Below are 26810 nucleotides of genomic sequence, written 5' to 3' on the forward strand. Positions count from 1 at the left end.
ATATGGACAAACCACCTGTTGATCCGCAAAACCCCTGGCTGGAACTGCGCCGCCTGACGCCGGCGCGGATCGCCCTCGGACGAACCGGCACCAGCATGCCCACCAGTGCCCAGTTGGACTTCCAACTGGCCCACGCCCAGGCGCGGGACGCCGTGCATCTGCCGTTTGATCACGCCGCTATCAGCGCACAACTCGATCAACGCGCACGTCAAAGCCTGCTGCTGCGCAGTGCCGCCACTGATCGCCACAGCTATCTGCAACGCCCCGATCTGGGCCGGAAATTGAGCGACGAGTCGGCCCAGAGCCTGCGCGAACACGCCCAAGCCAACCCCGGCGGAGTTGACCTGGTCATCGTGGTGGCCGACGGCCTGTCGGCGCTGGCCGTGCATCGGCACACCCTGCCATTGCTGGAGCGCATGGAAGAACAGATCCAGGCCGAAGGCTGGTCAGTGTCGCCGGTGATCCTGGTGGAACAGGGTCGAGTCGCGGTGGGTGACGAAATCGGCGAGCTGCTGGGCGCAAAGATGGTGGTCATCCTGATTGGTGAACGCCCCGGCCTCAGTTCGCCGGACAGCCTTGGGGTGTACTTTACCTACAACCCCAAGGTCGGACTGACCGATGCCTACCGCAACTGTATTTCCAACGTTCGTCTCGAGGGCTTGAGCTACGGCATGGCGGCACATCGCTTGCTGTACCTGATGCGCGAGGCCTGTCGGCGGCAGTTGTCCGGGGTCAATCTGAAGGATGAAGCCCAGGTGCAAACGCTCGAAGCGCACCCGGGCGTTGAAATGAAAGGCAACTTCCTGCTCGGTCCACCAGAAGCCTGAACCGTTTCCGCATTGCGTTTGGCCTGCGGTTTCAGGCAGGATCGACGCACGGCTGCCGAGTGAGAACCGTTCGCCGTCAGAGCACGTGAAGACAGCCAATTGAAGACGAGACCTATCGATGCGGATTATCCAAGCGACCCTCGAACACCTGGACATGCTGACCCCGTTATTCGTCAAATACCGCGAGTTCTATGGCTCCCTGCCTTATCCGGACTCATCCCGGGCGTTCCTCGAAAAACGCCTGCGTCGCAAGGAGTCGGTGATTTACCTGGCGGTGTCCGATGACGACAGCACCAAGCTGATGGGCTTTTGCCAGCTGTACCCAAGTTTTTCTTCGCTGTCGCTCAAACGCGTGTGGATCCTTAACGACATCTACGTCGCCGAAGATGCCCGGCGCCAACTGGTGGCCGACAATCTGATCCGCACTGCGAAGAAGATGGCCAAGGACACCAACGCCGTGCGCATGCGCGTTTCCACCAGCAGTGATAACGAAGTCGCGCAGAAAACCTACGAGTCCATTGGCTTCAAGGAAGACACCGAGTTCAAGAACTACGTGCTGCCGATCAGCGACGAACTCTGAGCGGTACACCCGGAGCTCGCGACTGAGGGTGCAAGCTCACCCTCTACTGTGGGGGTCAGCTCATACTGTGGGAGCAAAGCTTGCTCGCGATAGCGGTGGCGCATATACCGCAGGTGCTGCATGACACACCCGATCGCGAGCAGCCCACACAAAAGCCTCCCGAATACACCGCCGGTCTCCCCGACATCCCCCGCTACAAACTCAACGGGCTTTTCAGTTGTCAGCTCGTATAATGCCGACCTTTTCGGCTAGTAAGAAAAACTACATCCCCCTGTAGGCCTTTTCGCGCAGTCATTCGCACAGGCTTGCTGAGTCGGGCCGTCACCACAGGTGCTTTCCATGGATTTCAACCCGCTCGACCTTATCCTGCATCTCGACGTCTACCTCGATTTGCTGGTCAACAACTACGGGCCATGGATCTACGCCATTCTGTTCCTGGTGATCTTCTGCGAGACCGGCCTGGTGGTCATGCCGTTCCTGCCGGGCGACTCCCTGTTGTTCATCGCCGGTGCCGTAGCCGCCGGTGGCGGCATGGACCCGGTACTGCTGGGAGGCCTGTTGATGCTGGCGGCCATCCTCGGCGACAGCACCAACTACGTGATCGGACGAACGGCGGGCGAGCGCTTGTTCAGCAACCCGAACTCGAAAATCTTTCGTCGCGACTACCTGCAGCAGACCCACGACTTCTACGACAAGCACGGTGGCAAAACGGTGACCCTGGCGCGCTTCCTGCCGATCATCCGCACCTTCGCTCCGTTCGTCGCCGGCGTTGCCCGGATGCCTTACCCGCGTTTCTTCTTTTTCAGCGTACTGGGCACCATCCTCTGGGTCGGCGGGCTGGTGACGCTGGGCTACTTCTTCGGCAACGTACCGTTCATCAAGACCAACCTGTCGTTGCTGGTGGTCGGCATCATCCTGCTGTCGCTGATTCCGATGATCATCGGCATCGTGCGCAGCCGCATGGGCGGCTCCAGCTCCAAAACCGCCCAACACTGACCGGTCATGTGGTCCCTGAGCGCCTGGCGGCGCCAGCGCATCCTGGCCAAGCACCCGATTGCCGACGACCTGTGGCAACGGGTGCGCCAGCATTTGAGCTTCCTCGACGGCATCAGCGCCGAGGAAGACCAGTGGCTGCGTGAAGCCAGCGTGCTGTTCCTCGACGATAAACACCTGAGCGCCCTGCCCGGCGTCGAACTGCACCAGGAACAGCGCCTGCTGCTGGCCGTCCAGGCGCAATTGCCGTTGCTGCACCTGGGTGACCTGAACTGGTATCAGGGTTTTCACGAGATCGTTCTCTACCCGGATGACTTCCTCAGCCCTCAGCGCCATCGCGACGCGAGCGGCGTCGAGCACGAATGGGATGGCGAACACAGCGGTGAAGCCTGGCAGCAAGGCCCGATCATCCTCGCCTGGCCGGGCGTGATGGCCAGCGGCGGCTGGGAAGGCTACAACCTGGTCATCCACGAACTCGCGCACAAACTCGACATGCTCAACGGCGACGCCAACGGCCTGCCGCCGCTGCATGCCGACATGCGGGTCAGCGACTGGGCCCGGGTCATGCAGCAGGCGTACGACGACCTCGACCAGCAACTGGACCACGATCCCGACGCCCAGACCGCCATTGACCCGTACGCCGCAGAGAATCCTGCGGAGTTTTTTGCCGTCACCAGCGAATACTTCTTCAGCGCCCCGGATTTGCTGCACGAGGCGTATCCTCAGGTCTACGAGCAGCTGAAGCTGTTTTACCGGCAGGACCCGCTCGCCCGGCTGCGGCAACTTCAGGCCGAAGACCCGGTCTATCAGGCACACGACTAAGGTCTCTACGACCCTTGGTACGTGGCATCGACGGCGGAATATGCCTATAATCGCCGCCACTTTTTGGTCAATCCGGCCAAGTGTTTTTGGTCAACTAACGGGGGCACCGCCCAATGAGCTACAGCAAGATTCCGGCTGGCAAAGACCTGCCGAACGACATCTACGTCGCGATCGAGATTCCGGCCAACCACGCGCCGATCAAGTACGAAATCGACAAAGACAGCGATTGCCTGTTCGTTGACCGTTTCATGGCCACCCCGATGTTCTACCCGGCCAACTACGGTTTCATCCCGAACACCCTGGCTGACGACGGTGATCCCCTCGACGTGCTGGTCGTGACCCCTTACCCGGTTGCCCCAGGCTCGGTGATCCGCGCGCGTCCGGTCGGCATCCTGCACATGACCGACGACGGCGGCGGCGATGCCAAAGTCATCGCAGTCCCGCACGACAAGCTGTCCCAGCTGTACGTCGACGTGAAGGAATACACCGATCTGCCAGCCCTGCTGCTGGAACAGATCAAGCACTTCTTCGAGAACTACAAAGACCTCGAAAAAGGCAAATGGGTGAAGATCGAAGGTTGGGGCGACGCAGAAGCAGCCCGCACCGAGATCATGAAGTCGGTTGCGGCCTATAAAGGCTAAAGAAGCCGCTTCAAGCCTCAAGCTTGCAGCTTCAAGAAAAACCCCGGAGATCCGGGGTTTTTTGTGGGCGCTGAAAAAGCGCCTTAAACGATGTGTTTAACAACAAGCCGAATTGGTTTTTCTTTGTTTAATTTTCCTACAAAGCGTCTTACATCCCGTGGCAAAAATCACGCGATATTTGAACGGCTCGTTGATTCAAAGCCTTGGCCCGCCGCATTAAACTCGCGTTTATGAAAAAGAACAAAACCTGCGGCAAGCGATTCAAGGCAGCCCTCAAGGAAGCGAAGATCACGACGACGGCATTCGCCGACTTCCTGCAGATCTCCAATGCGCAAAACGTGCATAACTGGTACACCCGAGGCGTGCCCGAGTACCGTATGGAAGAAGTCGCCAGGATTCTGTCCATCAACAGCGCCTGGCTGAAAATCGGCGAAGGGCCCAAGGACGCCGCGGAAGCGCGCCTGATCGAAAACACCGGCAACATCCTCGACGCCCATGCCATCCGCGGCACCTACCAGGTGATCGAGCCGACGGATGTCGAAGTGCCCTTCTACAAGGAAATGCTAATTACACCCGGCTCCAGCAAAACTCACGTCGGCAAAGACCCGGAAAACTTCATCCGCCTGCCGCGCTGCGACCTCGACTCCCTGGAAATCAAATATTCCGACGCCATTTGCGCACGAATGATGGGCAACAGCATGGCCGAGAAAATCGAAGACGGCTCCCTGCTCGCAATCGATCGCGGTCTCACTCAAATCATCGACGGCGAGATCTACGCCGTCGAACACGATGGCATGCTCCTGATCAAATACCTGCACCGCGTACCCGGCAACGCCATTCGCATGCGCAGTCACAACAACGCCCAATACCCCGACGAAGTCTTTCGCCCGGCGCAAATCGAAGAAGAAAACATCCGCGTGCTCGGCTGGGTCTTCTGGTGGTCCACCCTCAACAAACGCCGGCCGATCGTGCCGTTCCTGTAAACCTGACGAACTGACCTGTAGCAGCTGCGCAGTTAGCTGCTACTCACCGAAACGCTCGACCGGCCACATCACACTGGGAATTCCCCACAAAAATCAGTATGCTGCGCCCCACATTTGCGCATCGACCCTTCCGAGGCCCAGATCGCACCGACCTGGCAGATGATTTTCTCCCCAGGTCCCACAGCCGGACGCAAGAGCCGGGTGTACGTTTTGAAGGCTGGCGCGGTTTACCAAAAATGAATCAAGCCAGTCCCCGAGAAGCCGGCCACAAGCCGGCTTTTTAATGCCTGAAATAAACCTGATTTGGGATAAACCTGAAAAGGTTTATTTGATCTGTTGGTAAAAAATCGGCAGATCAGCATGAAGACGATCCACACAGCACCTTATCAACACCTTCTCTCGCTTTTGGTCGAGGCACGCAAGACCTCGCAGCTGACTCAGCAAGAGCTGTCCGAAAAGCTGGGCCGACCTCAGTCCTACGTGTCGAAATATGAGCGTGGGGAGCGCAGGCTCGACGTGATTGAGTTTCTTGAGGTCTCTACGAATCTGGGTGCTGACCCAGGACCGGCTAGATGACTTGTAAGCGGGAGGCCAAATCAACTACCCGGTCGCACGCAGGATGACCTTTATCTCTGAGCGGTGGCGGGCCACTTGATGGGGCGAGGGTCAGCCTCATGATTTTTCTCAAGCACGAACGTGCCATCCTGACTGGGGATGTTCTGGTCGCTGGGGATGTGGGCTTGCTGTCCGAAGATGCCGGCCTTGGCGTCGAATGTCAGGTCATGCAACGCCACATTTCCATACCAGTCATCTGAGGGTAGCGAGATATAACTGATAGCGTAGTGTTGATCAGTGAAGGCGCCTTTCACTACATAAACGCCATAGTGTTCTTCGCCCGGAGAAATGATTTTGTACAACCCGTTTTCGTAGTAATAGAGCGTCGCCTCTCTGAATGGTTTGGCGTCGTACAGCTTCTGATAGTTGAGGTGGTGGATATGCGTGGGTTTACCGAACGCGACGTCGATTGTCGGTGCCGTGGGAGTTGCCAGGGCCGGGATACTGACGGTCAAGAACATCCATCCCATAAAATTCATTTTCATTATTTATTCTCCACAACTTTTTGGGGAGGCCTGAGTTTACGAGTTCAGGTGCGCCGGAGTTGTTTCTGGATTTAAACAAATCTTTAAATCATGTGACGATGTGATTGTTCGGTATGCGTTCAGCCATCCAGTGAGACTTTGAGAAACCGATGCAGGCATGAGGACATAGACGTCAGTTACTTGGTGTGGAGGCAGATCAGTCAATACATGGCGCAGGCCGCAGTGACAAGCCGGCAGACTGAACAACAATGACCCGCTGCACTACCAACCCTCAAACTGCGAACGCACCTTGAACAGTTCGTTGTCGTTGCGAATCCCGAGCTTTCGATAGGCAGAATGCTTTTGGGTGCTGATGGTCTTGACGCTGCGCGTGAATTTCTGGGCGATTTGCGTCACCGACAAGCCATCCAAGCAACAACGCAATACTTCCCGCTCTCGAACGGAAAGCTCGCTGGATGTGATCAACGTGTTCAACCCCAAAGGGTTCGCCAGATCTTCCTGGCTCTCCTTGGCGATTGACACCTGATTTTCCCGCAGTTCGTTTTCCATCATGGGATGCAGGTAATCACGCCCGCTGGCGACACGACGGATCGCTATCAGCAACTGCTCCTTTGCCGTTTCCTTGCCCAGAAACCCCTTTGCACCACAGCGCATCGCCATGGCCACCGTAGCCGGGGCATGCAATGCGGAAATCACCAGAAGGCTCACTTTGGGAAACTTGATCCGCAAGCCGCGAATCAGGTTCAGTCCGTCCACTTCGCCCGGACTCAGGGAATAGTCCATGAGGACCACATCCACCTCCTGTTGACTCAATGCGTCGATCAATTTCTGGCTCTGGGTAAAATACCCAAGCACAGTGATATCCCGCTCTTCCCTGACATTCTCGGAGATGCCTTGCAGAATAAGTGCATGGTCATCAAGCACCATCAGGCGAATGGGACGAAACAATGAAACCATGAAAAATTCCTTTGCCTCGGGACAAGCAAAATGGCCGCTCATTGCTTGAGCACAAGCCCATACGTTTCCCAAGGTTACTATGACTAAAACAAGCAGAGTCAATAATACAGAGAACCTGCACCCAAACAATATAGGAAAATTCCTAAATTTTCATAATTTCAGATTAATCCCATGGTCGGAAAAATGCGGTAATTACCTTTAAAAAAATCAACGCGCCACAAACTCAGAAAACTCCTCCCTGTAAAACATCATCAACCGCAAAACATGACTAAAGCACTTCCAACAGAATCTAAACATGCACCACTGTTATATCCAGATACTTTACAGCAATTGACGCCCAAACCGTGCCAACTTAGTTTGCTTTGACCTGTGGATTATTAACAGGCACCCATTTTTTTGGAGGCACACTATGAACCCAAGTAAAATATTGCGAAATTCGGGCATGCTGGCCGCGCTAAGCATCAGTTGCGCAGCACTGTCAGCTCATGCAGGAAATGAGTACTTTACCGCGTCGATCAGCAAAGAAGGAAAGGTAATCAGTCAGTCGTCGGAATGGATCGACAGCGTGAAATACGTTTCCCAACAGGATTGGTTTGCAGACTACGAAATTAACTTCAAGCCCGACACCTATAAACAGGCACCGGCTTTTTGCTCTGCATCCACGACCGCCAGCGAAGGCGAAGATGATCTGCTCTATGGGGTAGCGAAGCTGGGTGCGGCACCACGGCAGGATCGCGTCACCGTAATCACATCGCACATGGGCAAAGCAGGCCCTTCAGGCGATACCTCTCAAAGCTTCATGCTCATCTGCTTCAAATAAAACCCGAATGACAGGACGAATAACTGCCGTGCTGTCATTCGTGCAAGCCGACCTGCAGACCGCGCCTGCAAATGGAAGACCTTCATCACACTCAGGGAAAGAGCCCAAGGGAGAACAGAGGGCCGTTATCAACAACACTGGTTTGCCGGCCACGGCGAATCACCCAGTCTCGAAGCGTGACAAACAGTCAACTGTTGCTCGCAGGTGTTCGATAGCCGCGGCAATGCCCGTGGGGTCCCCTGCCTCTGCTGCCAGGTACTCGACCTTCCGCGCGGCAGCAGCCACATCGGTTACCCCGAGCATCATGGCGGCCCCGGAAATACGATGGGCCAGGCGGGCCACCTGAAGCCAGTCACCGGCGCCAAGGGCCTGGAACATATACCCAAGGTCCACCCTGGAGGTCGCAATAAATGCCTGTTGCAAATCAACTTCAACGCCTGGCGGCTCGTCTGCATCGACCGTCGCCAGCGGCGTGACATCACACCACAGGTCAATGATTTGCCCCAGCTGGTCGATTCTCAATGGCTTGGCCAGTACGCCATCCATACCAGCCTCGAAACAAACACTCATGTGCTCGGGGCCGACCAGCGCCGAGATCGCTATGATCGGTACACGCTCCCTGGTCTCGACCTCCCGCCGACGAACACGCGCGGCAAATGCGTAGCCATCAATGTCTGGCAAATTGCAGTCCAGCAGGATGATGTCGAACGTCGAACGGGCATGCAGGCTGAGCCCCAGTTCACCGGTTTCTGCCTGTGTAACGCAGTGCCCCAGTGCCTGCAACTGGCGCTTGATGACAAACTGGTTTTCCGGATGATCCTCTACCACCAGCACACTTAGCGCTCGTCGCTTCCCCGTTGACAACGGAGCGGTATGCCCCTCGTGTATCGGGTTGTTCAAAGGCGGGACCAAGGGCGCACTCAACAGCACCTCTACCTGGGTACCACGCCCGAACTGACTCTCCAGTCGAATGGAACCACCCATCAACTTCAGCAGGCTGGCACAGATCGTCAGCCCCAAACCGGAACCGCCAAACTTGCGCGTGACGGATTCATCCACTTGGGAAAACGCCTGGAACAGCCGCTGCTGTTGGCGCCTGGTGATACCCATCCCGGTGTCCGACACCACTAAACGCAGCCGACCGGTTCCGCGGATAAGCGGGTCGACCGTCACTTCAGCCTCGACGTTGACCAAGCCCGCCTCGGTAAACTTGATCGCATTAGACAACAGATTGATCAGCACCTGACGCACCCGCTGGGCGTCGATGACCAGCCACAGTGGCGATTCGAGCCGCACCGACATGCTCAACCGCAGGCGTTTTTCCTGGGCCCGCGACTCGACGATACTCAACGCGTCCTGAATCAGAGCCTGCAAATCCGTCGGCAGACAGCGCAACTCCAGCTTGTCGGCTTCGAGCTTGGAAAAGTCCAGCACATCGTCCAGCAAACCCAGCAGGGAATTGGCGCTGGTCACGGCGACCTTGGCCAGCAATGCGTCGTCAGGCGACAACTTGCTGCGCCCCAGTAACTCCACGGACGACAGGACGGCATTCATCGGCGTACGGATTTCATGGCTCATGACCGCAAGGAACATAGCCTTGTCGCGCTCGCTGCGCTCGGCACGGCGTCGCGCCCTGTACGCTCGCAACAGCAGGAAAACGAAGGCGAGCAACAAGATGACGGCGAGTGCCAGCTCCCACACGTAGTAATGCAGCATCGTCGACCACGAAGGCAGCTTGTAATTGGTGGTGCTTACCCATTGCGCCAGCATCAGGTCGGTCTCCTTCGCGGTCAGCGAGGCCAGCGACTTGTCGATGATGGAGATCAACAACTGATCTTCAATGCGCGTACCAATCCTGACCACCGCGAGCATATCCGGAAGAGAGCCCGCCACGTGCAGGGTATCGAAGTAGCGTTTCTGCAGGATCGGAATCAGTGCCGCTTCGATATCGACCGCCGCGTATGCGTGGCCTATGGCGACCTGTTCCAGCGCTTGAGCAGGGCTATCGACCACCACCAGGTCGATGTCGGGGTAACTCGCGCGCAAGCTTTGTTCGTAACTGCCCCCGCCCTTGACGGCAACCCGTTTACCGCTGAGTTGGCGCGGATCAAAGATAACCGGCGAACTCGCCTGGGTGACGATCAGGGTGGAGCCGACAAAGTACGGTTCGCTGTAGGCGATCCGTTGCCGCAGCTTCGCAGACGCCAGCCATTCGGAAACAGCCGGAAGCAGATCGACACGTCCCTCAAGCAGCGCCTCGGTAGCACTCGCCCAGCCTACCGGCGGGGCCAGGCGAAATTCCAGCCCGGACACTCTGGCGACCGCCTTCATGTACTCGGCGCTGAGCCCCTTGAAGACCCCGTCCCCGATGTATTCGATGGGGCGCCAATCGGGGTCGATGCCAATATTGAGCACCGGATGCGCCGCTATCCAGGCCAGCTCCTGCTCGGTAAACAAGTCGCTGGCCTGGCCCCAGGCTTCCCCTTGGAATCCGGCGATCGTCAACACCAGTGCACGCAGGAAACCATGCAACAATCCCTCGTCCGACGCCGGTTTACAATGAGCCCATGGCGCCTCGAGATTGCGCCACAAACCGGCCGCACCTGACCACTTCATCCATCATTCCCTGTCATAAAGACTCATACACCGCCACCAATAGGAATCGATGGGTGGAACTTATTGTAAGACTCTTTAATTCAGACACTTCATGAAATATGTTTGCGAAATTGTAATGAGTACGGGGTTGGAATAGCGCCGCCAGCGCAATGACAAACAGCGCAATCGCGCCCGAACAACCACCTGTTGATTGTCAGCCATGCAGCGAGTCAAGGTTGGGACAACGGCATACCTTTGGCCCCGGCATAAAACACGATCAACACCGCCGGCGAGTCGCCCGTCTGGCCACGATGCAAGGCCCCTACCATCTCCGGCAGCACCTGCCCCGCTACCAGCGTCTTTTTCTCACCGCTGTCCTTTTTTTCAACGGTGAGCTCTCCGGACAAAACATAGGCTGCATTCGGCATTGGATGTGTATGCCAAGGCAACGCCGAGTGTGCCGGGATGGTGATTTTGAGTACCGTAAGCTCGGGTGATCCGCTCGGGTATGCCACATAGGGGAGCCCATCCCAGGATGCACCACTACGAAGTAACGTCTGCGACTCAACGATGGATTGATTGTGTGCACCCACCAAACCCGCCAACAACGACAAGCTGACGCCACAGACAATCCGGACTGCCTTCAGTTTAAAAACATCAAACATGCATGCACTCACTCTCTACGGAAAAACTCATGATTATTCTTATGAAGTTCGGCCATCTGGCTGATGAAAAAACGAGAATTCTGGAACACAAAAACTTACAAGAGTTTGTCACCGCCCACGAGAAATGACTGACACGAGACATTAACCCTGCCCTCACTCTGCTGAACGATTACAAATGTTTCATAAAAGCATTGCCTTGCCCCTGTGTCTGCACCGATCAGTTCACCGATCACTACAACAAGAAGGGCATCTCCATAGGGTAGAATATTACTTGAGTGAATCTGGTGGGTCATCTGGCTTCGCCACTCGAGCCCCTGAACGATTTCAGGCGTTCCTTTTAGGGCATTGCCGGCCGCATAGTAAACTGACCCCTCGCAATATAATCCGGCCAGCCTTTTTGGCGAGCAAATCACCTCGCCATAAAAAGAACGTATAAATGGAAGAATCAGGGACTGCAGATTTATCATCATTATTATATTTCACTGTTTGATAAACTATTAAACCAGTCAATCTTCGACCCGCACAGGTTCACCCTCGCAGGACTTATCACTATATATTCGCCCCTCAGCAGCATGCATATAGGAATACTCCTAAATACAACGACACATACTCGATAGCCAGCCTTCCAAACAGCCGAAAAAACCAAGGTATTGAGTCCATTCACTTTGGGCATTTTCTCAAATACACGCCGCTTGCCCGGCCCCACTTTCAAGGCATGGATGGCGCGAGCCACACCTTTTTTTAAGGCTTTTCTTGCATCCTCCGGCAAAAAATCGCTGTAGGTTTTCGGCTCAATGTTTCTACCGCTGTTTTCAGGTCGTCAACCTTCACCGGTTATACCTGTGTGCAGCCATCCCGAATCCGAGAGCACACCCCGACCATGCCCCTGCGCGTAGTGATAGCCGATGACCACCCGATCACCCTGATGGGTATTCGCGGCGTACTGAAAAACCAATGTGCACTCAAGATAGTCGGCGAGGCGCACAGCGTGGAAACGCTGCTTGACCTGCTGCACCAGCAACCCTGCGAGCTGTTGGTCACTGACCTGAACATGCCTTGCGACGGCCAGATGGATGGGTTGCGACTGATCCAGCGAGTGCGCAGGTATTACCCCGACATGGCAATAGTCGTGGTCACCATGCTCGACAACCCGACATTGACCGCCCAATTGCTGAAACTGAACATTAGTGGCCTGGTGAGCAAGCGCGGCTTGCTCAATGACTTGCCAAAGGCCATCAACCACCGTGACGAGCAACCATTCATGTCGCCCTCGATCCAGCAATTGCTCAGCGTTGGCCACGACAGTTCGCGACGACTCAATCAACTGACAGCCCGGGAAGTGGAAGTGCTTCGCCTGATCGGTTCGGGGCTCAGCGTCAGCATGATTGCCCAGCACCTGTGTCGCAGCAAGCAGACCATCAGTACCCAGAAAATCAGTGCCATGCGCAAGCTTGGGGTGGACACGGCTGCCGGTCTGTTCACCCACATCAAGGCCTGCGGGCTGGCTTGAGCCGCACCCGTCACTCACTGATTCCGGTTATTCAATGCTCGCTTTAACTCCCGCTTTCCATTACCGCATGGGGCGCTGGCTGCTGCGCCTGTTATTGGCTATTTTCCTGCTTTCAGGACAGGGGGCCTGGTGCCCGGTTCAAGCCTGCGATGACCTGCCTGCCAGTGTTCCAGCTCCGCTCCATTCACCTTGGGCCCTGGTGTCGGACCAGGCCTGGGCCATCGCGCTGGTGATTCTGGTGATCTTCCTGTCGTCGCTGTACTGGAACTGGCGCCTGCAGATTCAGGTTCGCCAGCGCAAATCGGCGCAAGCCGAACTGCAGGACAAGCTGGCCTTTCAGTTTTCCCTGATCAACAGCCTGCCGACCCCCCTCTATGTCTGCGACCTGCAGGGCCGCCTCAACACCTGCAACCGCGCCTACGAACAATTGTTCGGCACGGCACTGGAAGATATTCAAGGCCGTTTACCCACCGAGCAGCACTGCCTGCCGGATGTTTTTTCCCAAGACCTGCAACACGAACACCGTCGCCTGCTAAGGGCCCATCAGCCACACTTTGTCGACACCAGCCTTGAGCTCAAAGGAGAACTGCGCCAACTCTATCAATGGCTGGTGCCCTTCTATAATGCCCGGGGCGAGTTGGAGGGCCTGCTCGGCGGCTGGCTGGACATATCCGAGCGCAAGCAGCTTGAACTCAAGCTGCGTGAGTCCAAGCAGATCGCCCAGAAAGCCAGCGCGGCGAAGAGCGAATTTCTTGCCACCATGAGCCATGAACTGCGTACCCCGCTGAATGCCCTGGTCGGTTTGCTGGAGCTGGAAGCCAGCGCCGAGGCGACCCCGTCCATGAATTTGCGCATCGCCCAGCAATCAGCGATGTCGATGATCGACCTGATTGGGAATATCCTTGATCTCGACAAGATCGAAAGCGGCCTGATGCAGCTCACTCCGGCGCCGACGGCGTTGGAGCCGCTGCTCAGGAGCAGCCTGCGCCTGTTCGCCGCCCAGGCCCATGAAAAACACCTGGAGTTAAGCCTCGACTATTGCGCGCCCCCGCAACGGCAACATCATCTGGATGCCCTGCGCCTGCAACAGATCGTGCACAACCTGATCAGCAACGCCCTGAAGTTCACCCATCGCGGGAGCATCCGAATCCGTGTCCAGGAAACCGATACCGGGCCTGACACCAGCCTGCTGAAGCTAACGGTCAGCGACAGTGGCATCGGCATTCCACAAGAACAGCAGGCCGAAATTTTCGAGCCCTATCGCCAGGCCCACGCCAGCATCGCGCACCTCTACGGTGGATCAGGACTGGGCCTGAGCATTTGCCATCAACTGGTCCAGCTCATGGGAGGCAGGATCTGGCTCGACAGCCACGCCGGACAGGGCTGCGCTGTCAGTCTCGAACTGCCACTGACCTGGCAGGCCGCAAGCCCACCGAGCGCCCGGCGCCGGGCGCCCACCCCGCAGGCGAGCCGCGCGCTGCACGTGCTGGTGGTCGACGATGTCTCGACCAACGGCCTGGTCATGGCCTTGCAGCTGGAGCGCCTGGGCCATCAGGCCGCACACGTGTGCAGCGGCGCCGATGCATTGCTGGCCTTGCAGCGCGAGGCGTACGACGTGCTGATCAGCGACTGCAACATGCCCGACATGGACGGGTACGCGCTCACCCGCACGGTGCGCACCGCAGAAAAAAACCACCAGGCCTGGCCCCTTACGATCATCGGCTACACCGCCAGCGCCCTGACCAACGAAGCGACGCGCTGCCTGGAAGCCGGCATGAACCAGTTGATGATCAAGCCGGTGACCCTGGAGCGTTTGCAGGAGGTGCTCAGCACCCATCGCTTAGCCTCTGCGCCGACCTCCTGCGAGGAGCGCGCCTGCAGCTTCAACCTCCAGCACCTGGAGACCCTCGCCGACAGCCCCGATCTGCGCCGGCGCGTGCTATTGGAACTGAGCAACAACCTGAGCGAGGAGATCGCGCAACTGTGCCGGCTCCCGGCGACAACCAAGGCCGTCGACGACCTCGTGCATCGCCTTAACGGTGTCGCCTGCCTGATCGATGCCGAGGACCTGGCCCGGGCCTGCCATGCCCTCAAACAGTTGGCCGAAGGTGATCCGTCAGGTATTGCCAACGGCCTGCCGGCACTGCGCGAGAGCCTGGCAACGCTGCACGACGACGTCCACCACGCACTTGAAACCGTGGCCTGATCGGCACGCTGGCGGACGGGATCGACGTCCGCCGCACTCTCGTACTCCTCCCATACTCGCCCCCATCCGCGCCGCCTAACCTGCGACGGCTTCCCACTGCGTGCCGCTCACACGCCCAGCCCCCAGTCTGGGCACTCAGGTGCGCCCCGGGAGGTAATGAACCCCAACTCCTATTTATCTGATCAAGGTTTTGTGATGATCCGTAACAAACACACCCGCCTGTTCCGCAAACTGCCCATGGTCGTAGCCATCGGCCTGGCGTCCCTGGCCGCCCAGCAAGTCAGTGCCCATGGCTATATCGAAAGCCCGAAATCCCGGGCTTTCATGTGTAGCCAGCCCGGGGGTTTGATGAACCAGGATTGCGGTGCTGCAGAGAAAGAGCCGTTCAGCATCGAATGGACGCCTGAAGTGGCCTCTCAGTTCTCAAGTTGCAAAGAAGCCTTTAGCCAATGTGGCCCGGGTGATGGCGCCATCGCCAGCGGCGGCCGGACAGACATTTATTCCGAGCTGGACATGCAAGCGGATTTTCGCTGGGAAAAGAACACCATCAAGCCCGGCATGAATACCTTCGAGTGGCGCTATGACGCCGTTCATCCCACAGCTTATTGGGAATTCTACATCACCAAAAAAGACTGGAACCCGAACGAACCATTGAGCCGGGACTCCTTTGAACTCGAGCCGCTGCTTCACGAGCAAGGCAACGGCGTAAAGGTGCCGTACAAGGGAAATTCCAAGCACCAGGTCAATATCCCGGCTGATCGCAGCGGTTACCACGTCGTACTGGCAACCTGGCGAACGGCCGACACCGATGCAACGTTCTACCAGGTGGTTGACGTGAATATTGACGCCGACGAAGTATCGTCCAAATGGACTGCCGTAAATAGGGCGGATGACAGGTGGTTGCTGCAAGTCGGTGATCAGGTCACCGCTCGGCCGTACGGGGCGCAGGGGTATGTCAAAGATAAAGAGATCAGCATCACAATTGCCTCCAATGAGCAGGGCAAGCCTGATACCTGGCCAAGTGTGCTAGCAGAAAAAGCCAACGCGGCCGATCTAGGTTTCAAGATGGGCGTACTCAACAGCGATGACGAGGTGGTTCCGTCCTCCGGCAGGACCAACGTCTACGTCGAGAAAGACAGTGAAATCCGCACCGTGTACCTCGAAAAGAAGATGTTCGACGTTCCTGCTCGCGAACTGAGTGTCACGGGCGTGCAGCCGAGCTACACCCTGAAAGACGGCAAAATGGAGCTGGACATCGACGTCCTTCTCGATACAGAGCGCACCGATTACCAAATCAGGTACTCGACGTGGAAAGTCGGAAAGCCCTGGTCCGTTGGCCAGGGCGGGGAAGCAGAAATGGGGCAAAAAAACCCGCACTTTACTTGGACACAAACTAAAATTACTCCCGGCGAATGGTACGTGAGAGTGGTTGCGACACCGGTGACCGGTCAGCTCCTGCAAAAAAACGTGCCTTTCACCGTCCATGCTGACGCCGACTTCGTCTTTCCAGAAGGCCTTGAACAATACAAAGCCGGTACCACCGTACTGCAACCAAAAGATGGCCACACCTACGAGTGCAAACAGGGCCAGGCGGCCGGCTACTGCGTGCAGTGGAAGGAACACGCCAACGCCTATGAGCCGGGCATCGGTGCCCACTGGCAAGAAGCCTGGATCCGCAAGTAAGCGATCCCGTCGTTGAACCAGGCGTGGCGCGCAAGTGCCACGCCTCCTGCCCTGTCCTGCCCCATCAATCTCGAAAACCTCCCTCCGATGCACTCAAGCGTATTGTGCTGAACGCCCCCCCGCTAAAGATCAACGTCCGACGCACTCTCGTACTCCTCCCATACCCGCCCCTGCACGCCCGCCGTAGCCTGTCGTTGCTTCCTGAGTTGGCCCGGTGGCAGGTATCGACAAAGGTTACTGGCGTGCCGGTCCCACCTCTCAGGAGGCATGAACCCCATGATTTTCATCTGATTTAAGGTCAATAGATGATCCGCAATAAACAATCGCGTCTGTTCCGCAAACTGCCATTGGTTGCCGCCATCGGCATGGCATCCCTGGCCTCCATGGCCATCCAGCAAGCCAGTGCGCACGGCTACATCGAAAGCCCGAAATCCCGTGCCTACATGTGCCGCACCGATGTGAACAAAGACTGCGGCAGCGTGACGTACGAACCACAGAGTGTTGAATACACCACTAACGGCCGCACAAACTATAAGGGCAACGCATGTGAAGGTGAGTTCACCAAATGCGGCCCTGCTGACGGCAACATCGCCAGCGGCGGCATGGTGGCCAATTTCGGCACGATCGACACCCAGAACGCTGTTCGCTGGGAAAAAACCGACATCCAACCCGGCGTGAATACCTTCACCTGGCATTACTCGGCCGCGCATCCAATCCGCTACCAGGAGTTCTACATCACCAAAAAAGACTGGAATCCCAACCAGCCGCTGACTCGCGAATCGTTCGAATCGACGCCTCTGCTGCGCGTCGATATGGGCGGGCAGATGACCGGTGAAAAGACCTCCCATGAGGTGAATATCCCAGCCGACCGCACCGGTTACCACGTGGTGCTGGGCACCTGGAAAGTCGACGACACCTCTGCCACTTTCTACCAGGTAGTCGACGTCAACATCGACGGTGAGGAAGTGGTGCCTTCGCCGTGGAATAACCTCGGCGTGGTGCAACCGCAAGCCCTGGAAGTCGGCGATAAAGTCATCGCGCGCCTGTTCGGTGCAAGCGGCGAAATGCAAGACAAGAACATCAGCCTGACCATCGCCTCGGACGAACAAGCCAAGGCCGATATCTGGCCGCACGCGCTGGCTGAGAAAGTCAATGCCGCCAATGTGGGCGTCGTTATGGGCGAGCTCAACACCGATGGCGAGATCGTGCCGAACTTCGGCAAGAACAGCGTTTTCGTGAAGAAAGGCAGCGACATCCTCAGCTTCCAGCTGGAAAAACAGCTGGTCAACCAGCCGATCGAATTGAACATCACCGGCATGCAACCGAGCTACACCCTGAAGGACGGCAAGGTCGACCTGCACTTCAACGCGATTGCCAAGGGCGGTGATTTCACCATCAAGGCCACGGTGTTCAACGCCAAGCAGGAAAGCGTCGCACACCAGCAAGCCGCGGCCGGCGATAACACTCCGCACTTCTCCATCAACCTGAAGGACATCGAGGCCGGCAAGTTCGACCTGGTGGTCGAAGCGGCACCGAAGAAAGGCGAGAGCAAACAGGAAACCGTTTCTTTCACCGTGCAGGCAGAAAGTGATGGCTCGTATGACTTCGTCTTCCCTGACGGCGTGAAAGACTACAAGGCTGGTACCACCGTGCTGCAACCCAAAGACGGCAACACCTATGAGTGCAAGCCTGGCCAGGTCGCAGGCTGGTGCGTGCAGTGGAGCCCTACCGCCACCGGTTTTGAACCCGGCGTCGGTTCCAACTGGCAAGACGCCTGGATCCGCAAATAAGCGATCCTGGAGTTGAACCAGGCGTGGCGCGCAAGCGCCACGCCTCCTGTCCCGTAAAGCCTTTCTCTGAAGTACGACCAATGCGCTCAACCGCTTATTCAACCCCTCGTGTGCTGCTCCACTGGATCTTCGCGCTGGTGATCATCTGGGCCACTGTCAGTGGTTTCGGCAACGCGATGCTCGACCTGCCCACCGCCCTGGGCGATGGCATCAATTTCATTAACGTATCGCTGACGGCGGTGCTGATCCCGCTGTTTGCGCTGCGGATCTATTTCGCCCTGGCCCAACCCATGGCGCATGCGCCGGAGGACGGTCACCCGGTGCTGGTCAAGGCCGGCCACCTGGGCCTGTACGTCATGACCGGGTTGGTGCTGGTCACCGGGGTGCTGATGATGGAACGCCCGATCAACGTGTTTGCCGTAGCGCTCATTCCCCAGCCTCTGACAGAACCGTTGCTGACCAGTTTTTTCAACACCGTGCACAAGGCCTGCTGCGTACTCCTGGCCCTGCTGGTGATGGGCCACGTCGCCGCCGTGGCGGTACATCACCGCAGCGGGCAACCGCTGCTTCGGCGCATGTCGCTGCGCCGGGCTTGAACCCGCGCGCTGCTGTTGGCCACCCAGGGAGCCGCCGTGAAAGACCTTGAAAGACGCTTGCACCACTGGCTGAAAACCGCTGCCGTGGATACCTGGCTGGGCGTCGCTGCCTGTTTGCTGTTATGTGCCTGGTTGAGCTGGCTGGGTCATGGCAGTTGGGTGTTCAGCAAAGCCACGCCGCCCGGCACAGCCGACCACCCGGCCAGCGCCCCGCCGGTCGCCGCGACGGCCTTGAACAACACAGCCATCGCCCGGCTGTTCGGCGCCGTGCCCGCCGTCGACACGCTGAACACCCCGCGTGTGCCGCTGGACCTGCTGGGCAGCCTGCTGGAAACCGATCCGCAACTGTCCAGGGCGCTGATCGGCAGTCCCCAGGGCAGCCGTTTCTACCAGATCGGCCAGCCCCTTCCGGGCGGTGGCAGCCTGCGGCAGATCGGGGCAACGCAGGTGGTGATCCTGCGCAATGGGGTGCAGCAGACGCTGACCCTGGCAACCGCCAAGCCCTCGCTACTGACCCCCGCAACGCCTGCCGGCACCACCATCGCCGCCGCGCCGGCCGGCCCCCTCATTCAACCGTCCTTGTGAAGCCAAAAATAATGAACCTAGCGTTACTGGCCGCGTCCCTGCTGACCCTCGGCACCGTGTTCTCCCCCGTGCAGGCCGCCGACAAGCCCCCTGCGGCGCAACAATGGACCCTGAACATGAAGGACGCCGAACTGCGCGACCTGGTCAACGAAGTCGGGCAGATCACCGGCAAGACCATGGTCCTGGACCCCCGCCTGAACGGCAAGGTCACGGTGCAATCGACGACCTCGATGGATCAGCAAGGCATCTACTCACTGTTCCTTTCCGCGTTGCGCAGCCAGGGTTTCGCGGCCCTGGACCAGGGCGATCGGGTATTGATCCTGCCGGTGGCCGAAGCCAAGACCAAAGCCACCTCCAGCCGTACCGGCAGCAGTGAGGAAATCGTCACCCAGGTGGTCGAGCTGCACCATGCCGCCGCCAACGAAGTGGCCGTAGCGCTGCGCCCGCTGGTGGCTACCGATGCCTACCTGGCGCCGTCGACCACCGCCAACGCCCTGGTGATCTCCGACAGCGCCAACAACGTCAAACGCCTGCGCGAAGTCATCGGCGAGCTCGATTCCCCCGGCAACAAGGCCTTCAGCACCCTGCAGCTGCGCCATGCCTGGGCCGCCGATGTGGCCAAGACCCTGACCGACAGCCTGAACCAGGGCGGTGGCGCCCAGCAAAGCGCCAAGGCCATCGGCGATAGCCGCAGCAACCAGTTGATCCTGGTCGGTTCGGCGCCGGTGCGCCAACAGATGCAGCGCCTGGCACAGGTGCTGGACGTACCGAAAAACGCCGGCGACAACACCCGCGTGCGCCGTCTTAACCACAGCGACGCCAAGGAACTGGAAACCCTGCTCGGCGGCATCGGCAAACGCCTGGAGTCGGCCAATGGAAGCGATGGTGGCGGCGGCAGTGGCAGGTCCAGTCAGAAGCAGAACGCGCCGATCCTGATCAGCGCCGATGAAAGCCAGAACGCATTGGTGCTGATGGCCTCCCCGGCCCAACTGGCGATGTTCGACAGCGTGATCGACGAACTCGACCAACCCCGGGCCCAGGTGCTGGTCGAGGCGGCCATCGTCGAAGTCAGCGGCGATATCAACGAAGCCCTGGGCGTGCAATGGGCCGGCAGCGGCGCACACTTTGGCGGCGCGGCCAACTTCAGCGGTACCGGTCTGGCCATCGGCACCCTGCTGGGCAGCCTGCAGGACGGCAAGACCCCGACCCTGCCGGACGGCGCGATCATCGGCCTGGGCAGCCGTCATTTCGGCGCCCTGATCAACGCCTTGTCCAGCGATTCCAACAACAACCTGCTGTCGACCCCCAGCCTGTTGACCCTGGATAACCAGGAAGCAGAGATCCTGGTGGGCCAGAACGTGCCGTTCCAGACCGGCTCCTACACCACCAACACCGATGGTGCGAGCAACCCGTTCACCACCGTGGAGCGCAAGGATGTCGGGATCACCCTCAAGGTCACCCCGCACATCAACGAAGGCAACTCCCTGCGTCTGAAGGTCGAGCAGGAAAGTTCGGAACTGGCCGCCGCACCCGCGGGCATCAGCACCAGCGACATCATCACCAACAAGCGCTCGGTCAAGACCACCATCCTGGCCAACGACGGGCAGATCATCGTGCTCGGCGGGTTGATCAAGGACAACGTCAAGGTGCAGGTCAGCAAGGTGCCCTTGCTCGGCAGCATTCCCTGGATCGGCAAGCTGTTCACCAGCACCAAGGAAGTCAACGAGAAGACCAACCTGATGGTGTTCCTGCGCCCGACCCTGCTGCGCAGCGAAGCCAGTGCCGAGGCCTTGAGCTCACGCAAATACCGCAGCCTGCGTGAGCTGCGCAGCCCCGACGGCAAGGCCCGCGCCGTGCTGCCGGACAGCCCGCACCAGTTGTTCGACGCCGCACCGATTGACGTCCCGGGCGCGGTCGATATCCGTACCCCGGCCAGGTTGCAGCGCCCATGACGGCGCCGGCGATGTCGCGCCTGAGTTTTGCCTACGCACGCCGCCACGGCGTGCTGCTGGAGCCCGGCGAGCAGGGTGCGCGCCTGTATTGCCGGGCCGACACACCACTGGCGATCATCGCCGAAGTGCGCCGTCATCATGGCGCCGCGCTACTCAGCCAGGTACTGGACGACGACGCCTTCGCCCTGCAGATGGCCGCGCACTACCGCGACGGCCAGGATGGCGCGCAGCTGGTGGCCGAGGGCCTGGGCGAACAGTTCATCGAGGAGTTCGACCTGGCCAGCCTGGCCGAGCAACTGCCCCGCACCACCGACCTGATGGAGCAGGAAGACGACGCGCCGATTATCCGCCTGATCAATGCGATCCTCAGCGAAGCGGTGAAGAACAAAGCCTCGGACGTGCACCTGGAAGCCTTCGAAGAACACCTGTCGGTGCGCCTGCGGGTCGACGGCCTGCTGCGCGAAGTGCTCAGGCCACGGCGTGAACTGGCCACCCTGCTGGTGTCGCGGATCAAGGTCATGGCCAAGCTCGACATCGCCGAAAAACGCGTCCCGCAAGACGGCCGCATCGCCCTGCGCATTGCCGGCCACGAAGTTGACGTACGTGTCTCGACCCTGCCCTCCAGCCACGGCGAGCGGGTGGTGATGCGCCTGCTCGACAAACAGGCCGGGCGCCTGGATTTGAGCCGCCTGGGGATGAACGCCGAGGTGCGCCAGCGCCTGGAAGGCGCCCTGCACAAACCCCACGGCATCCTGCTGGTCACCGGCCCCACCGGCTCCGGCAAGACCACTACGCTGTACGCCGGGCTGGCCAGCCTCAACAGCCCGCAGCGCAACATCCTGACCATCGAGGACCCGGTGGAGTATCACCTCACCGGCATCGGCCAGACCCAGGTCAATGCCAAGGCCGAAATGACCTTTGCCCGTGGCTTGCGGGCGATTCTGCGCCAGGACCCGGACGTGGTGATGGTCGGCGAGATCCGCGACCGCGAGACCGCCGAAATTGCCGTGCAGGCCTCCCTGACCGGGCACCTGGTGCTCTCGACCCTGCACACCAACAGCGCCGTCGGCGCCGTCACGCGCCTGGCGGACATGGGCGTCGAACGCTTCCTGCTCTGCACCTCGCTGCTGGGGGTGTTGGCCCAGCGCCTGGTGCGCCTGCTGTGCGCCGAATGCAAGCGCAGCGGCGTAGCCGATGCCGCGGCCTGCGAGCGCCTCGGCGTAAACCCGGCCAGCGCGCCGCTGCTGTATCAGCCACAGGGTTGCAGCGCCTGCCAACAGAGCGGCTATCGCGGGCGCCAGGGTATCTATGAACTGGTATTGCTCGACGACAGCCTGCGCCAGTTGATCCATGCCGGCGCCGGCGAGCACGAGCTGCTGGCCCAGGCCCGGCAGCACAGCCCGAGCCTGTTCGGCGATGGCTGCGCCCTGGTGCTGCAAGGCCTGACCAGCCTTGAAGAACTGCTGCGCGTGACCCAGGAGGACTGAGCATGGCCGCCTACGAATACCTGGCCATGTGCAGCGCCGGTCGCAAGTCCGGCGGGGTGATCGAGGCCGACAGCGAGCGCCAGGTGCGCCAACTGTTGCGTGAGCGCCAGCTGGTGCCGCTCAAAGTCACCGCCACCCAACGCCGGCGCGTGCGCGGCGAAGGCCCGGCGCGCTCCTCGGGTGGCGGCCTGAACAGCGCCGAGCTGGCGCTGTTGACCCGGCAACTGGCGACCCTGGTGCAGGCGGCGCTGCCGCTGGAAGAAACCCTGGCGGCGGTGGCGGCGCAGTGCGAAAAACAACGGATCAAAAGCATGCTGCTGGCGGTACGGGCGCGGGTGCTCGAAGGCTACAGCCTGGCCAGCGCCCTGGGCGGCTACCCCAAAGCCTTCCCACAGCTGTACCGCGCCACGGTCGCCGCCGGCGAGCGTTCCGGGCACCTGGGCCAAGTGCTGCTGAAACTGGCGGATTACACCGAGGCGCGCCAGGCCGCACGCCAGCAGATCCAGCTGGCGATGCTCTACCCGAGCATCCTGATGGTCGCCGCCTTCAGCATCGTCGGCTTCCTGCTCGGCTTTGTGGTCCCGGATGTGGTGCAAGTGTTTATCGACAGCGGACAAACGCTGCCGCTGCTGACCCGTGGCCTGATCGCCAGCAGCGCGCTGCTGCGCGATTTCGGCCTGCCGGTGCTGGGGTTGCTGGGCCTGCTGGTGCTGGCCACGCGGGTAGCCCTGCGCCAGCCGCGCCACCGTGAGCGCTGGCATGCCACGCTGCTGCAATTGCCGCTGATCGGACGCCTGCTGCGGGCCAGCGACTGCACGCGTTTTGTCAGCACCCTGGCGATTCTCGGGCGCAGTGGCGTGCCCCTGGTCGACGCTTTGGAAATCGCCTGCGAAGTGGTGGCCAACGAGCAAATTCGTACGGGTCTTAAAGACATCGCTCGCGGGGTCCGCGAAGGTGTGAGCCTGACGCGGGCGCTGGAACTCAACGGCAGTTTCCCGCCCATGATGCTGTACATGATCGCCAGCGGCGAACGCTCCGGCGAGCTGGACAACATGCTCGAACGCGCGGCCCGGCAGCAGGAAGAACAACTGGCCAACCGCATTGCCTTGCTGGTCGGCCTGTTCGAGCCGGCGATGCTGGTGTTCATGGGCGCCTCGGTACTGATCATCGTCCTGGCGATCCTGATGCCGATCCTCAGCCTCAACCAACTGATCACCTGAATCCGGAACACTTGAACGTGCAAAACATCCAGCGACAACGCGGTTTTACCCTGATCGAAATCATGGTGGTGGTGGTCATCCTCGGGGTGCTCGCCGCCCTGGTGGTGCCACAGATCATGAGCCGCCCCGACCAGGCCAAGGCCACGGCGGCCCAGAGCGACATCAAGGCCATCGCCATGGCCCTGGACATCTACAAACTCGACAATCACAACTACCCCACCGGCCAGCAGGGCCTGCAGGCACTGGTCAGCAAACCCGACGGCTACCCGCCGGCGCGCAGCTGGAACCCCGACGGTTACCTCAAGCGCCTGCCGATGGACCCCTGGGGCAATCCGTACCAGTACCTGATGCCGGGCAGCTACAACGATGGCTACGACCTGTTTTCCTTTGGCGCCGACGGCCAGAGCGGCGGCGAAGGCCTGAATGCCGACATAGGCAACTGGGAGCGCTAGGCGGTGGGCCCTTCACGCGCCAGGGGTTTCACCCTGCTGGAAGTGCTGCTGGTGATTCTGGTGATTGCCCTGTTCAGTGGCCTAATCGGCATGCTCAACCCCGACTCCGGGACGCAACAGGTGCGCCGTGAAGGCGAGCGCCTGCGCGGCCTGCTGCAACTGCTGCGCCAGCAAGCGGTGCTGACCAACAGCGAATATGGCGTGCGCTTCGAGCCCGACGGTTACGCCGTGCAGCGTCTGGAGGAACACGGGCGCTGGGCGCCGAATCAGGAGTTTGCGCGCCAGACCCTGGCGCCGAACCTCCGCCTGCGCCTGGAGACCACCGACCTGCTCGACCCGCCGTATCAAGGCCGCGACCTGCCACAGCTATTGGTGTTGTCCAGCGATGAAACCACGCCTTTCACCCTATGGCTGGAATACCGCGGCCAGCCGCTGCTAAGCCTGTCCAGCGACGGTATCCAGGAGCCGCTCCTTGAACCTGTCGAGTGAACGCGGCTTTACCCTGCTGGAAGTGATGGTGGCGCTGGCGATTTTCGCCACCGCCTCCATCGCCCTCTACAGCGCCGTGCAACACATAACGCGCAACAGTGCCGGGCTGTCGGAGCGCACCCAGGCCCTGTGGATCGCCGATAACCGCCTCAATGAACTGCGCGCCGGCATGCTCGCGCCCGGCAAGGAACGCCAGGAACAACGGGTGGCATTCGGCGGGCGCGAATGGTGGTTGCTGACCGATAGCGAACCGGCGCCCGACTCGCGCCTGCTCAAAGTCAGCGTGCGGGTTTCCCCCCAGGCCAGCCTGGATGACGCCCGGCAATACAGCCGCGCGCACCTGGTCGGTTTTATCGAGGCACAACCATGACGCAGCGCGGTTTTACCCTGCTCGAGGTGCTGGTGGCCATCGCCATTTTCAGCCTGCTGGGCCTGGCCACCTGGCAGTTGCTCGACCGAGTGCTGCACAGTGACCGGCGTATCGCCAGTCACGAACAGCACTTGCGGCATCTGCAACGGGCCATGAGCCTGCTCGAGCGTGACCTGCAACTGGCCAGCCGCCGCGCCTTGAGCGACGATACCAGCGCCAGCCAGGCCATGATCGGCCAACCCGGCGAACTGCGCCTGGTGCGTGGCGGCTGGCGCAACCCACTGGACCAGCCGCGCAGCGAGTTGCTGCAGGTACGCCACCTGTGGCGCGACGAGCAATGGCTGCGCGAGACCCTGCCGCTGCAGGGCGGTGCCCAGCCCCAGCGCCAGGTCTTGCTCGAGGGGGTAAGCCTGACCCGCCTGCGCTACATAGACGGGCATGGCCAGGCCCACACCGGCTGGCCGGCGGACGGGCAAACCCTGGGTCTGCCGGGAGCCCTGGAAATCGTCATCGATGCGCCCGGCTTCCCGGACATCCGCCGGGTGATCCTGATGCCCGGCGGTGTGCCGGTCGGCGACAGCCGCGCGGCCCCACCCCATGCGTAGTCCCGGGCGCCAGCGCGGCGTCGCCTTGCTCAGTGTGCTGCTGATCACCGCCCTGGTGACGGTGATCGTCAGCCATATGCTCGCCCGCCAGCGCCTGAGCCTGCACAGCAGCGCCAACCTGGTGCAGCACCAGCAACTCTGGCAACTGGCGCTCAGTGGTGAAAGCTGGGCTCGCCAGCAAATACTGGCGCAGGCACGCCGCGAAAACGGCTTGCAAGTGGTGCACCCCGGCCAGCCCTGGGCAGAGCCGGCGCCGATCATGGACATCGAAGGCGGGCGCATCCACATCGAACTCGAAGACCTCGGCGCCCGGCTAAATCTCAACAGCCTGCGCCGCCCCAATGACCTGCTCGCCAGCGCCCGCTACCAGCGCCTGCTGGCGCTGCTGGGGGTGCGTGCCCACGACCCGGCGTTACTCTCAAGCCGGCCCGGGCGCGACGGCAAACCCCTGCCTATCAGCGATATCAGCCAATTGCGCCAATTGCCGTCAGTGGACGCCCCGACCCTGGAAAAACTGCGGCCAGTGCTGACCAGCGGCCCGGCCAGTGCCTTGAACATCAACACCGCCAGCGCCCTGGTCCTGGCCAGCCTCGAAGGGCTGGACCTGGCCACCGCAAGCAACCTGGTGAAAACCCGACCCGAGGCCGGCTACCCCAGTGTCCAGGTCTTCCTCGACAACCCCCTGCTCGCCGGCCGCGACATCAAGGCCCGTGGACTGGCGGTGGGCAGCCAGCAGTTTCGCGCCACCATCGACGTCGAACTCGACGGACGACGCCTGCGCCTGGTCAGCGACCTGCACAGCATCGACGGCAAGACCCTGCGCGTCGAGCAACGCCACCTGCTCCCCAACCCCGCCAAAGCCGACCGGCCAAACGAGTAATG

General features: G+C 60.1%; 27 protein-coding genes. 22 read left to right on the forward strand and 5 right to left on the reverse strand.

What is annotated here, in order from left to right; translation table 11 throughout:
- Positions 1 to 2: 2 nt before the first annotated feature.
- The 7 genes from eutC (at position 3) to EQV97_RS20600 (ending at position 5422) form a co-directional block, all read left to right on the forward strand.
- Entirely contained in the window at positions 3 to 827 is an 825-nt protein-coding gene (gene eutC, locus EQV97_RS20570; protein WP_240889665.1) for an ethanolamine ammonia-lyase subunit EutC, read from the forward strand.
- Positions 828 to 945: 118 nt separating this feature from the next.
- Complete coding sequence (locus tag EQV97_RS20575; RefSeq protein ID WP_122838915.1) at positions 946 to 1407, forward strand: GNAT family N-acetyltransferase; 462 nt, start codon at positions 946 to 948, stop codon at positions 1405 to 1407.
- Positions 1408 to 1746: 339 nt separating this feature from the next.
- Positions 1747 to 2403 carry a DedA family protein gene (locus EQV97_RS20580; protein WP_045061523.1) on the forward strand — a complete coding sequence of 219 codons (657 nt, stop codon included), beginning with the start codon at positions 1747 to 1749 and terminating at the stop codon, positions 2401 to 2403.
- A gap of 6 nt (positions 2404 to 2409) precedes the next feature.
- Positions 2410 to 3222, forward strand: a complete 813-nt coding sequence (locus EQV97_RS20585; protein ID WP_240889667.1) for a zinc-dependent peptidase — start codon at positions 2410 to 2412, stop codon at positions 3220 to 3222.
- A 113-nt stretch (positions 3223 to 3335) separates the two neighbouring features.
- Complete coding sequence (gene ppa, locus EQV97_RS20590; protein ID WP_045061525.1) at positions 3336 to 3863, forward strand: inorganic diphosphatase; 528 nt, start codon at positions 3336 to 3338, stop codon at positions 3861 to 3863.
- 230 nt (positions 3864 to 4093) lie between these two features.
- Positions 4094 to 4846 (forward strand): S24 family peptidase, encoded by a 753-nt coding sequence (locus EQV97_RS20595; RefSeq protein ID WP_240889669.1) that lies wholly within the window; start codon positions 4094 to 4096, stop codon positions 4844 to 4846.
- A 360-nt stretch (positions 4847 to 5206) separates the two neighbouring features.
- Positions 5207 to 5422 (forward strand): helix-turn-helix transcriptional regulator, encoded by a 216-nt coding sequence (locus EQV97_RS20600; RefSeq protein WP_122838912.1) that lies wholly within the window; start codon positions 5207 to 5209, stop codon positions 5420 to 5422.
- A 50-nt stretch (positions 5423 to 5472) separates the two neighbouring features.
- On the opposite strand, the gene EQV97_RS20605 is transcribed toward EQV97_RS20600, so the two are convergent.
- Together EQV97_RS20605 and EQV97_RS20610 are read right to left on the reverse strand one after the other, a co-directional pair.
- Entirely contained in the window at positions 5473 to 5946 is a 474-nt protein-coding gene (locus EQV97_RS20605; RefSeq protein ID WP_122838911.1) for a hypothetical protein, read from the reverse strand.
- Positions 5947 to 6207: 261 nt separating this feature from the next.
- On the reverse strand, positions 6208 to 6903 hold the full coding sequence (locus tag EQV97_RS20610) for a response regulator transcription factor (protein WP_240889672.1): 696 nt from the start codon (positions 6901 to 6903) through the stop codon (positions 6208 to 6210).
- A gap of 409 nt (positions 6904 to 7312) precedes the next feature.
- Here EQV97_RS20610 and EQV97_RS20615 point away from each other — a divergent pair, with 409 nt between their 5' ends.
- Complete coding sequence (locus EQV97_RS20615) at positions 7313 to 7723, forward strand: hypothetical protein (RefSeq protein WP_240889674.1); 411 nt, start codon at positions 7313 to 7315, stop codon at positions 7721 to 7723.
- 159 nt (positions 7724 to 7882) lie between these two features.
- Here EQV97_RS20615 and EQV97_RS20620 read toward each other — a convergent pair whose 3' ends face one another.
- The 3 genes from EQV97_RS20620 to EQV97_RS20630 all read right to left on the reverse strand — a co-directional run bounded on the left by EQV97_RS20620 (position 7883) and on the right by EQV97_RS20630 (position 11453).
- The gene (locus EQV97_RS20620) at positions 7883 to 10339 is read right to left on the reverse strand and encodes a transporter substrate-binding domain-containing protein (protein ID WP_122838908.1); all 2457 of its coding nucleotides are present in this window, start codon (positions 10337 to 10339) and stop codon (positions 7883 to 7885) included.
- 209 nt (positions 10340 to 10548) lie between these two features.
- Positions 10549 to 10983 carry a cupin domain-containing protein gene (locus EQV97_RS20625; protein ID WP_122838907.1) on the reverse strand — a complete coding sequence of 145 codons (435 nt, stop codon included), beginning with the start codon at positions 10981 to 10983 and terminating at the stop codon, positions 10549 to 10551.
- 95 nt (positions 10984 to 11078) lie between these two features.
- On the reverse strand, positions 11079 to 11453 hold the full coding sequence (locus EQV97_RS20630) for a ketosteroid isomerase family protein (RefSeq protein ID WP_240889676.1): 375 nt from the start codon (positions 11451 to 11453) through the stop codon (positions 11079 to 11081).
- A 410-nt stretch (positions 11454 to 11863) separates the two neighbouring features.
- Between EQV97_RS20630 and EQV97_RS20635 the strand changes: the two genes are divergently transcribed.
- From EQV97_RS20635 to gspK, 14 genes are all read left to right on the forward strand, one after another.
- Positions 11864 to 12493, forward strand: a complete 630-nt coding sequence (locus tag EQV97_RS20635) for a response regulator (protein ID WP_122838905.1) — start codon at positions 11864 to 11866, stop codon at positions 12491 to 12493.
- Positions 12494 to 12527: 34 nt separating this feature from the next.
- A complete protein-coding gene (locus EQV97_RS20640) occupies positions 12528 to 14699 on the forward strand; it encodes an ATP-binding protein (protein WP_240889678.1) in 2172 nt (723 codons plus the stop codon).
- Between the two features lie 156 nt (positions 14700 to 14855).
- Complete coding sequence (locus tag EQV97_RS20645; protein WP_240889680.1) at positions 14856 to 16382, forward strand: lytic polysaccharide monooxygenase; 1527 nt, start codon at positions 14856 to 14858, stop codon at positions 16380 to 16382.
- Positions 16383 to 16687: 305 nt separating this feature from the next.
- Positions 16688 to 18172: an N-acetylglucosamine-binding protein GbpA gene (gene gbpA, locus EQV97_RS20650; RefSeq protein ID WP_122838902.1), complete on the forward strand. Its 1485-nt coding sequence runs from the start codon at positions 16688 to 16690 to the stop codon at positions 18170 to 18172.
- Between the two features lie 80 nt (positions 18173 to 18252).
- Positions 18253 to 18768: a cytochrome b/b6 domain-containing protein gene (locus EQV97_RS20655; RefSeq protein WP_122838901.1), complete on the forward strand. Its 516-nt coding sequence runs from the start codon at positions 18253 to 18255 to the stop codon at positions 18766 to 18768.
- Between the two features lie 36 nt (positions 18769 to 18804).
- Positions 18805 to 19353, forward strand: coding sequence for a type II secretion system protein N (locus tag EQV97_RS20660; protein WP_163019393.1), 549 nt, complete (start codon positions 18805 to 18807; stop codon positions 19351 to 19353).
- 11 nt (positions 19354 to 19364) lie between these two features.
- A complete protein-coding gene (gene gspD / locus EQV97_RS20665; RefSeq protein WP_240889682.1) occupies positions 19365 to 21305 on the forward strand; it encodes a type II secretion system secretin GspD in 1941 nt (646 codons plus the stop codon).
- Positions 21302 to 22792 carry a type II secretion system ATPase GspE gene (gspE, locus tag EQV97_RS20670; RefSeq protein WP_240889684.1) on the forward strand — a complete coding sequence of 497 codons (1491 nt, stop codon included), beginning with the start codon at positions 21302 to 21304 and terminating at the stop codon, positions 22790 to 22792. Before gspD ends, gspE begins: the two co-directional genes overlap by 4 nt.
- A gap of 2 nt (positions 22793 to 22794) precedes the next feature.
- Positions 22795 to 24012, forward strand: coding sequence for a type II secretion system inner membrane protein GspF (gspF, locus tag EQV97_RS20675; RefSeq protein WP_240889687.1), 1218 nt, complete (start codon positions 22795 to 22797; stop codon positions 24010 to 24012).
- A 17-nt stretch (positions 24013 to 24029) separates the two neighbouring features.
- Positions 24030 to 24464, forward strand: coding sequence for a type II secretion system major pseudopilin GspG (gspG, locus tag EQV97_RS20680; RefSeq protein WP_122838897.1), 435 nt, complete (start codon positions 24030 to 24032; stop codon positions 24462 to 24464).
- 3 nt (positions 24465 to 24467) lie between these two features.
- Entirely contained in the window at positions 24468 to 24953 is a 486-nt protein-coding gene (gspH, locus tag EQV97_RS20685; RefSeq protein WP_240889689.1) for a type II secretion system minor pseudopilin GspH, read from the forward strand.
- Positions 24937 to 25323 (forward strand): type II secretion system minor pseudopilin GspI, encoded by a 387-nt coding sequence (gene gspI / locus EQV97_RS20690; protein WP_240889691.1) that lies wholly within the window; start codon positions 24937 to 24939, stop codon positions 25321 to 25323. The genes gspH and gspI overlap by 17 nt, the downstream gene beginning before the upstream one ends.
- A complete protein-coding gene (gene gspJ / locus EQV97_RS20695; RefSeq protein WP_122838895.1) occupies positions 25320 to 25928 on the forward strand; it encodes a type II secretion system minor pseudopilin GspJ in 609 nt (202 codons plus the stop codon). Before gspI ends, gspJ begins: the two co-directional genes overlap by 4 nt.
- On the forward strand, positions 25921 to 26808 hold the full coding sequence (gene gspK, locus EQV97_RS20700) for a type II secretion system minor pseudopilin GspK (RefSeq protein WP_122838894.1): 888 nt from the start codon (positions 25921 to 25923) through the stop codon (positions 26806 to 26808). The genes gspJ and gspK overlap by 8 nt, the downstream gene beginning before the upstream one ends.
- Positions 26809 to 26810: the final 2 nt, after the last annotated feature.

This window comes from Pseudomonas sp. TMW22090, from assembly GCF_022496665.1.
GTDB classification, from domain to species: Bacteria; Pseudomonadota; Gammaproteobacteria; order Pseudomonadales; family Pseudomonadaceae; genus Aquipseudomonas; species Aquipseudomonas gregormendelii.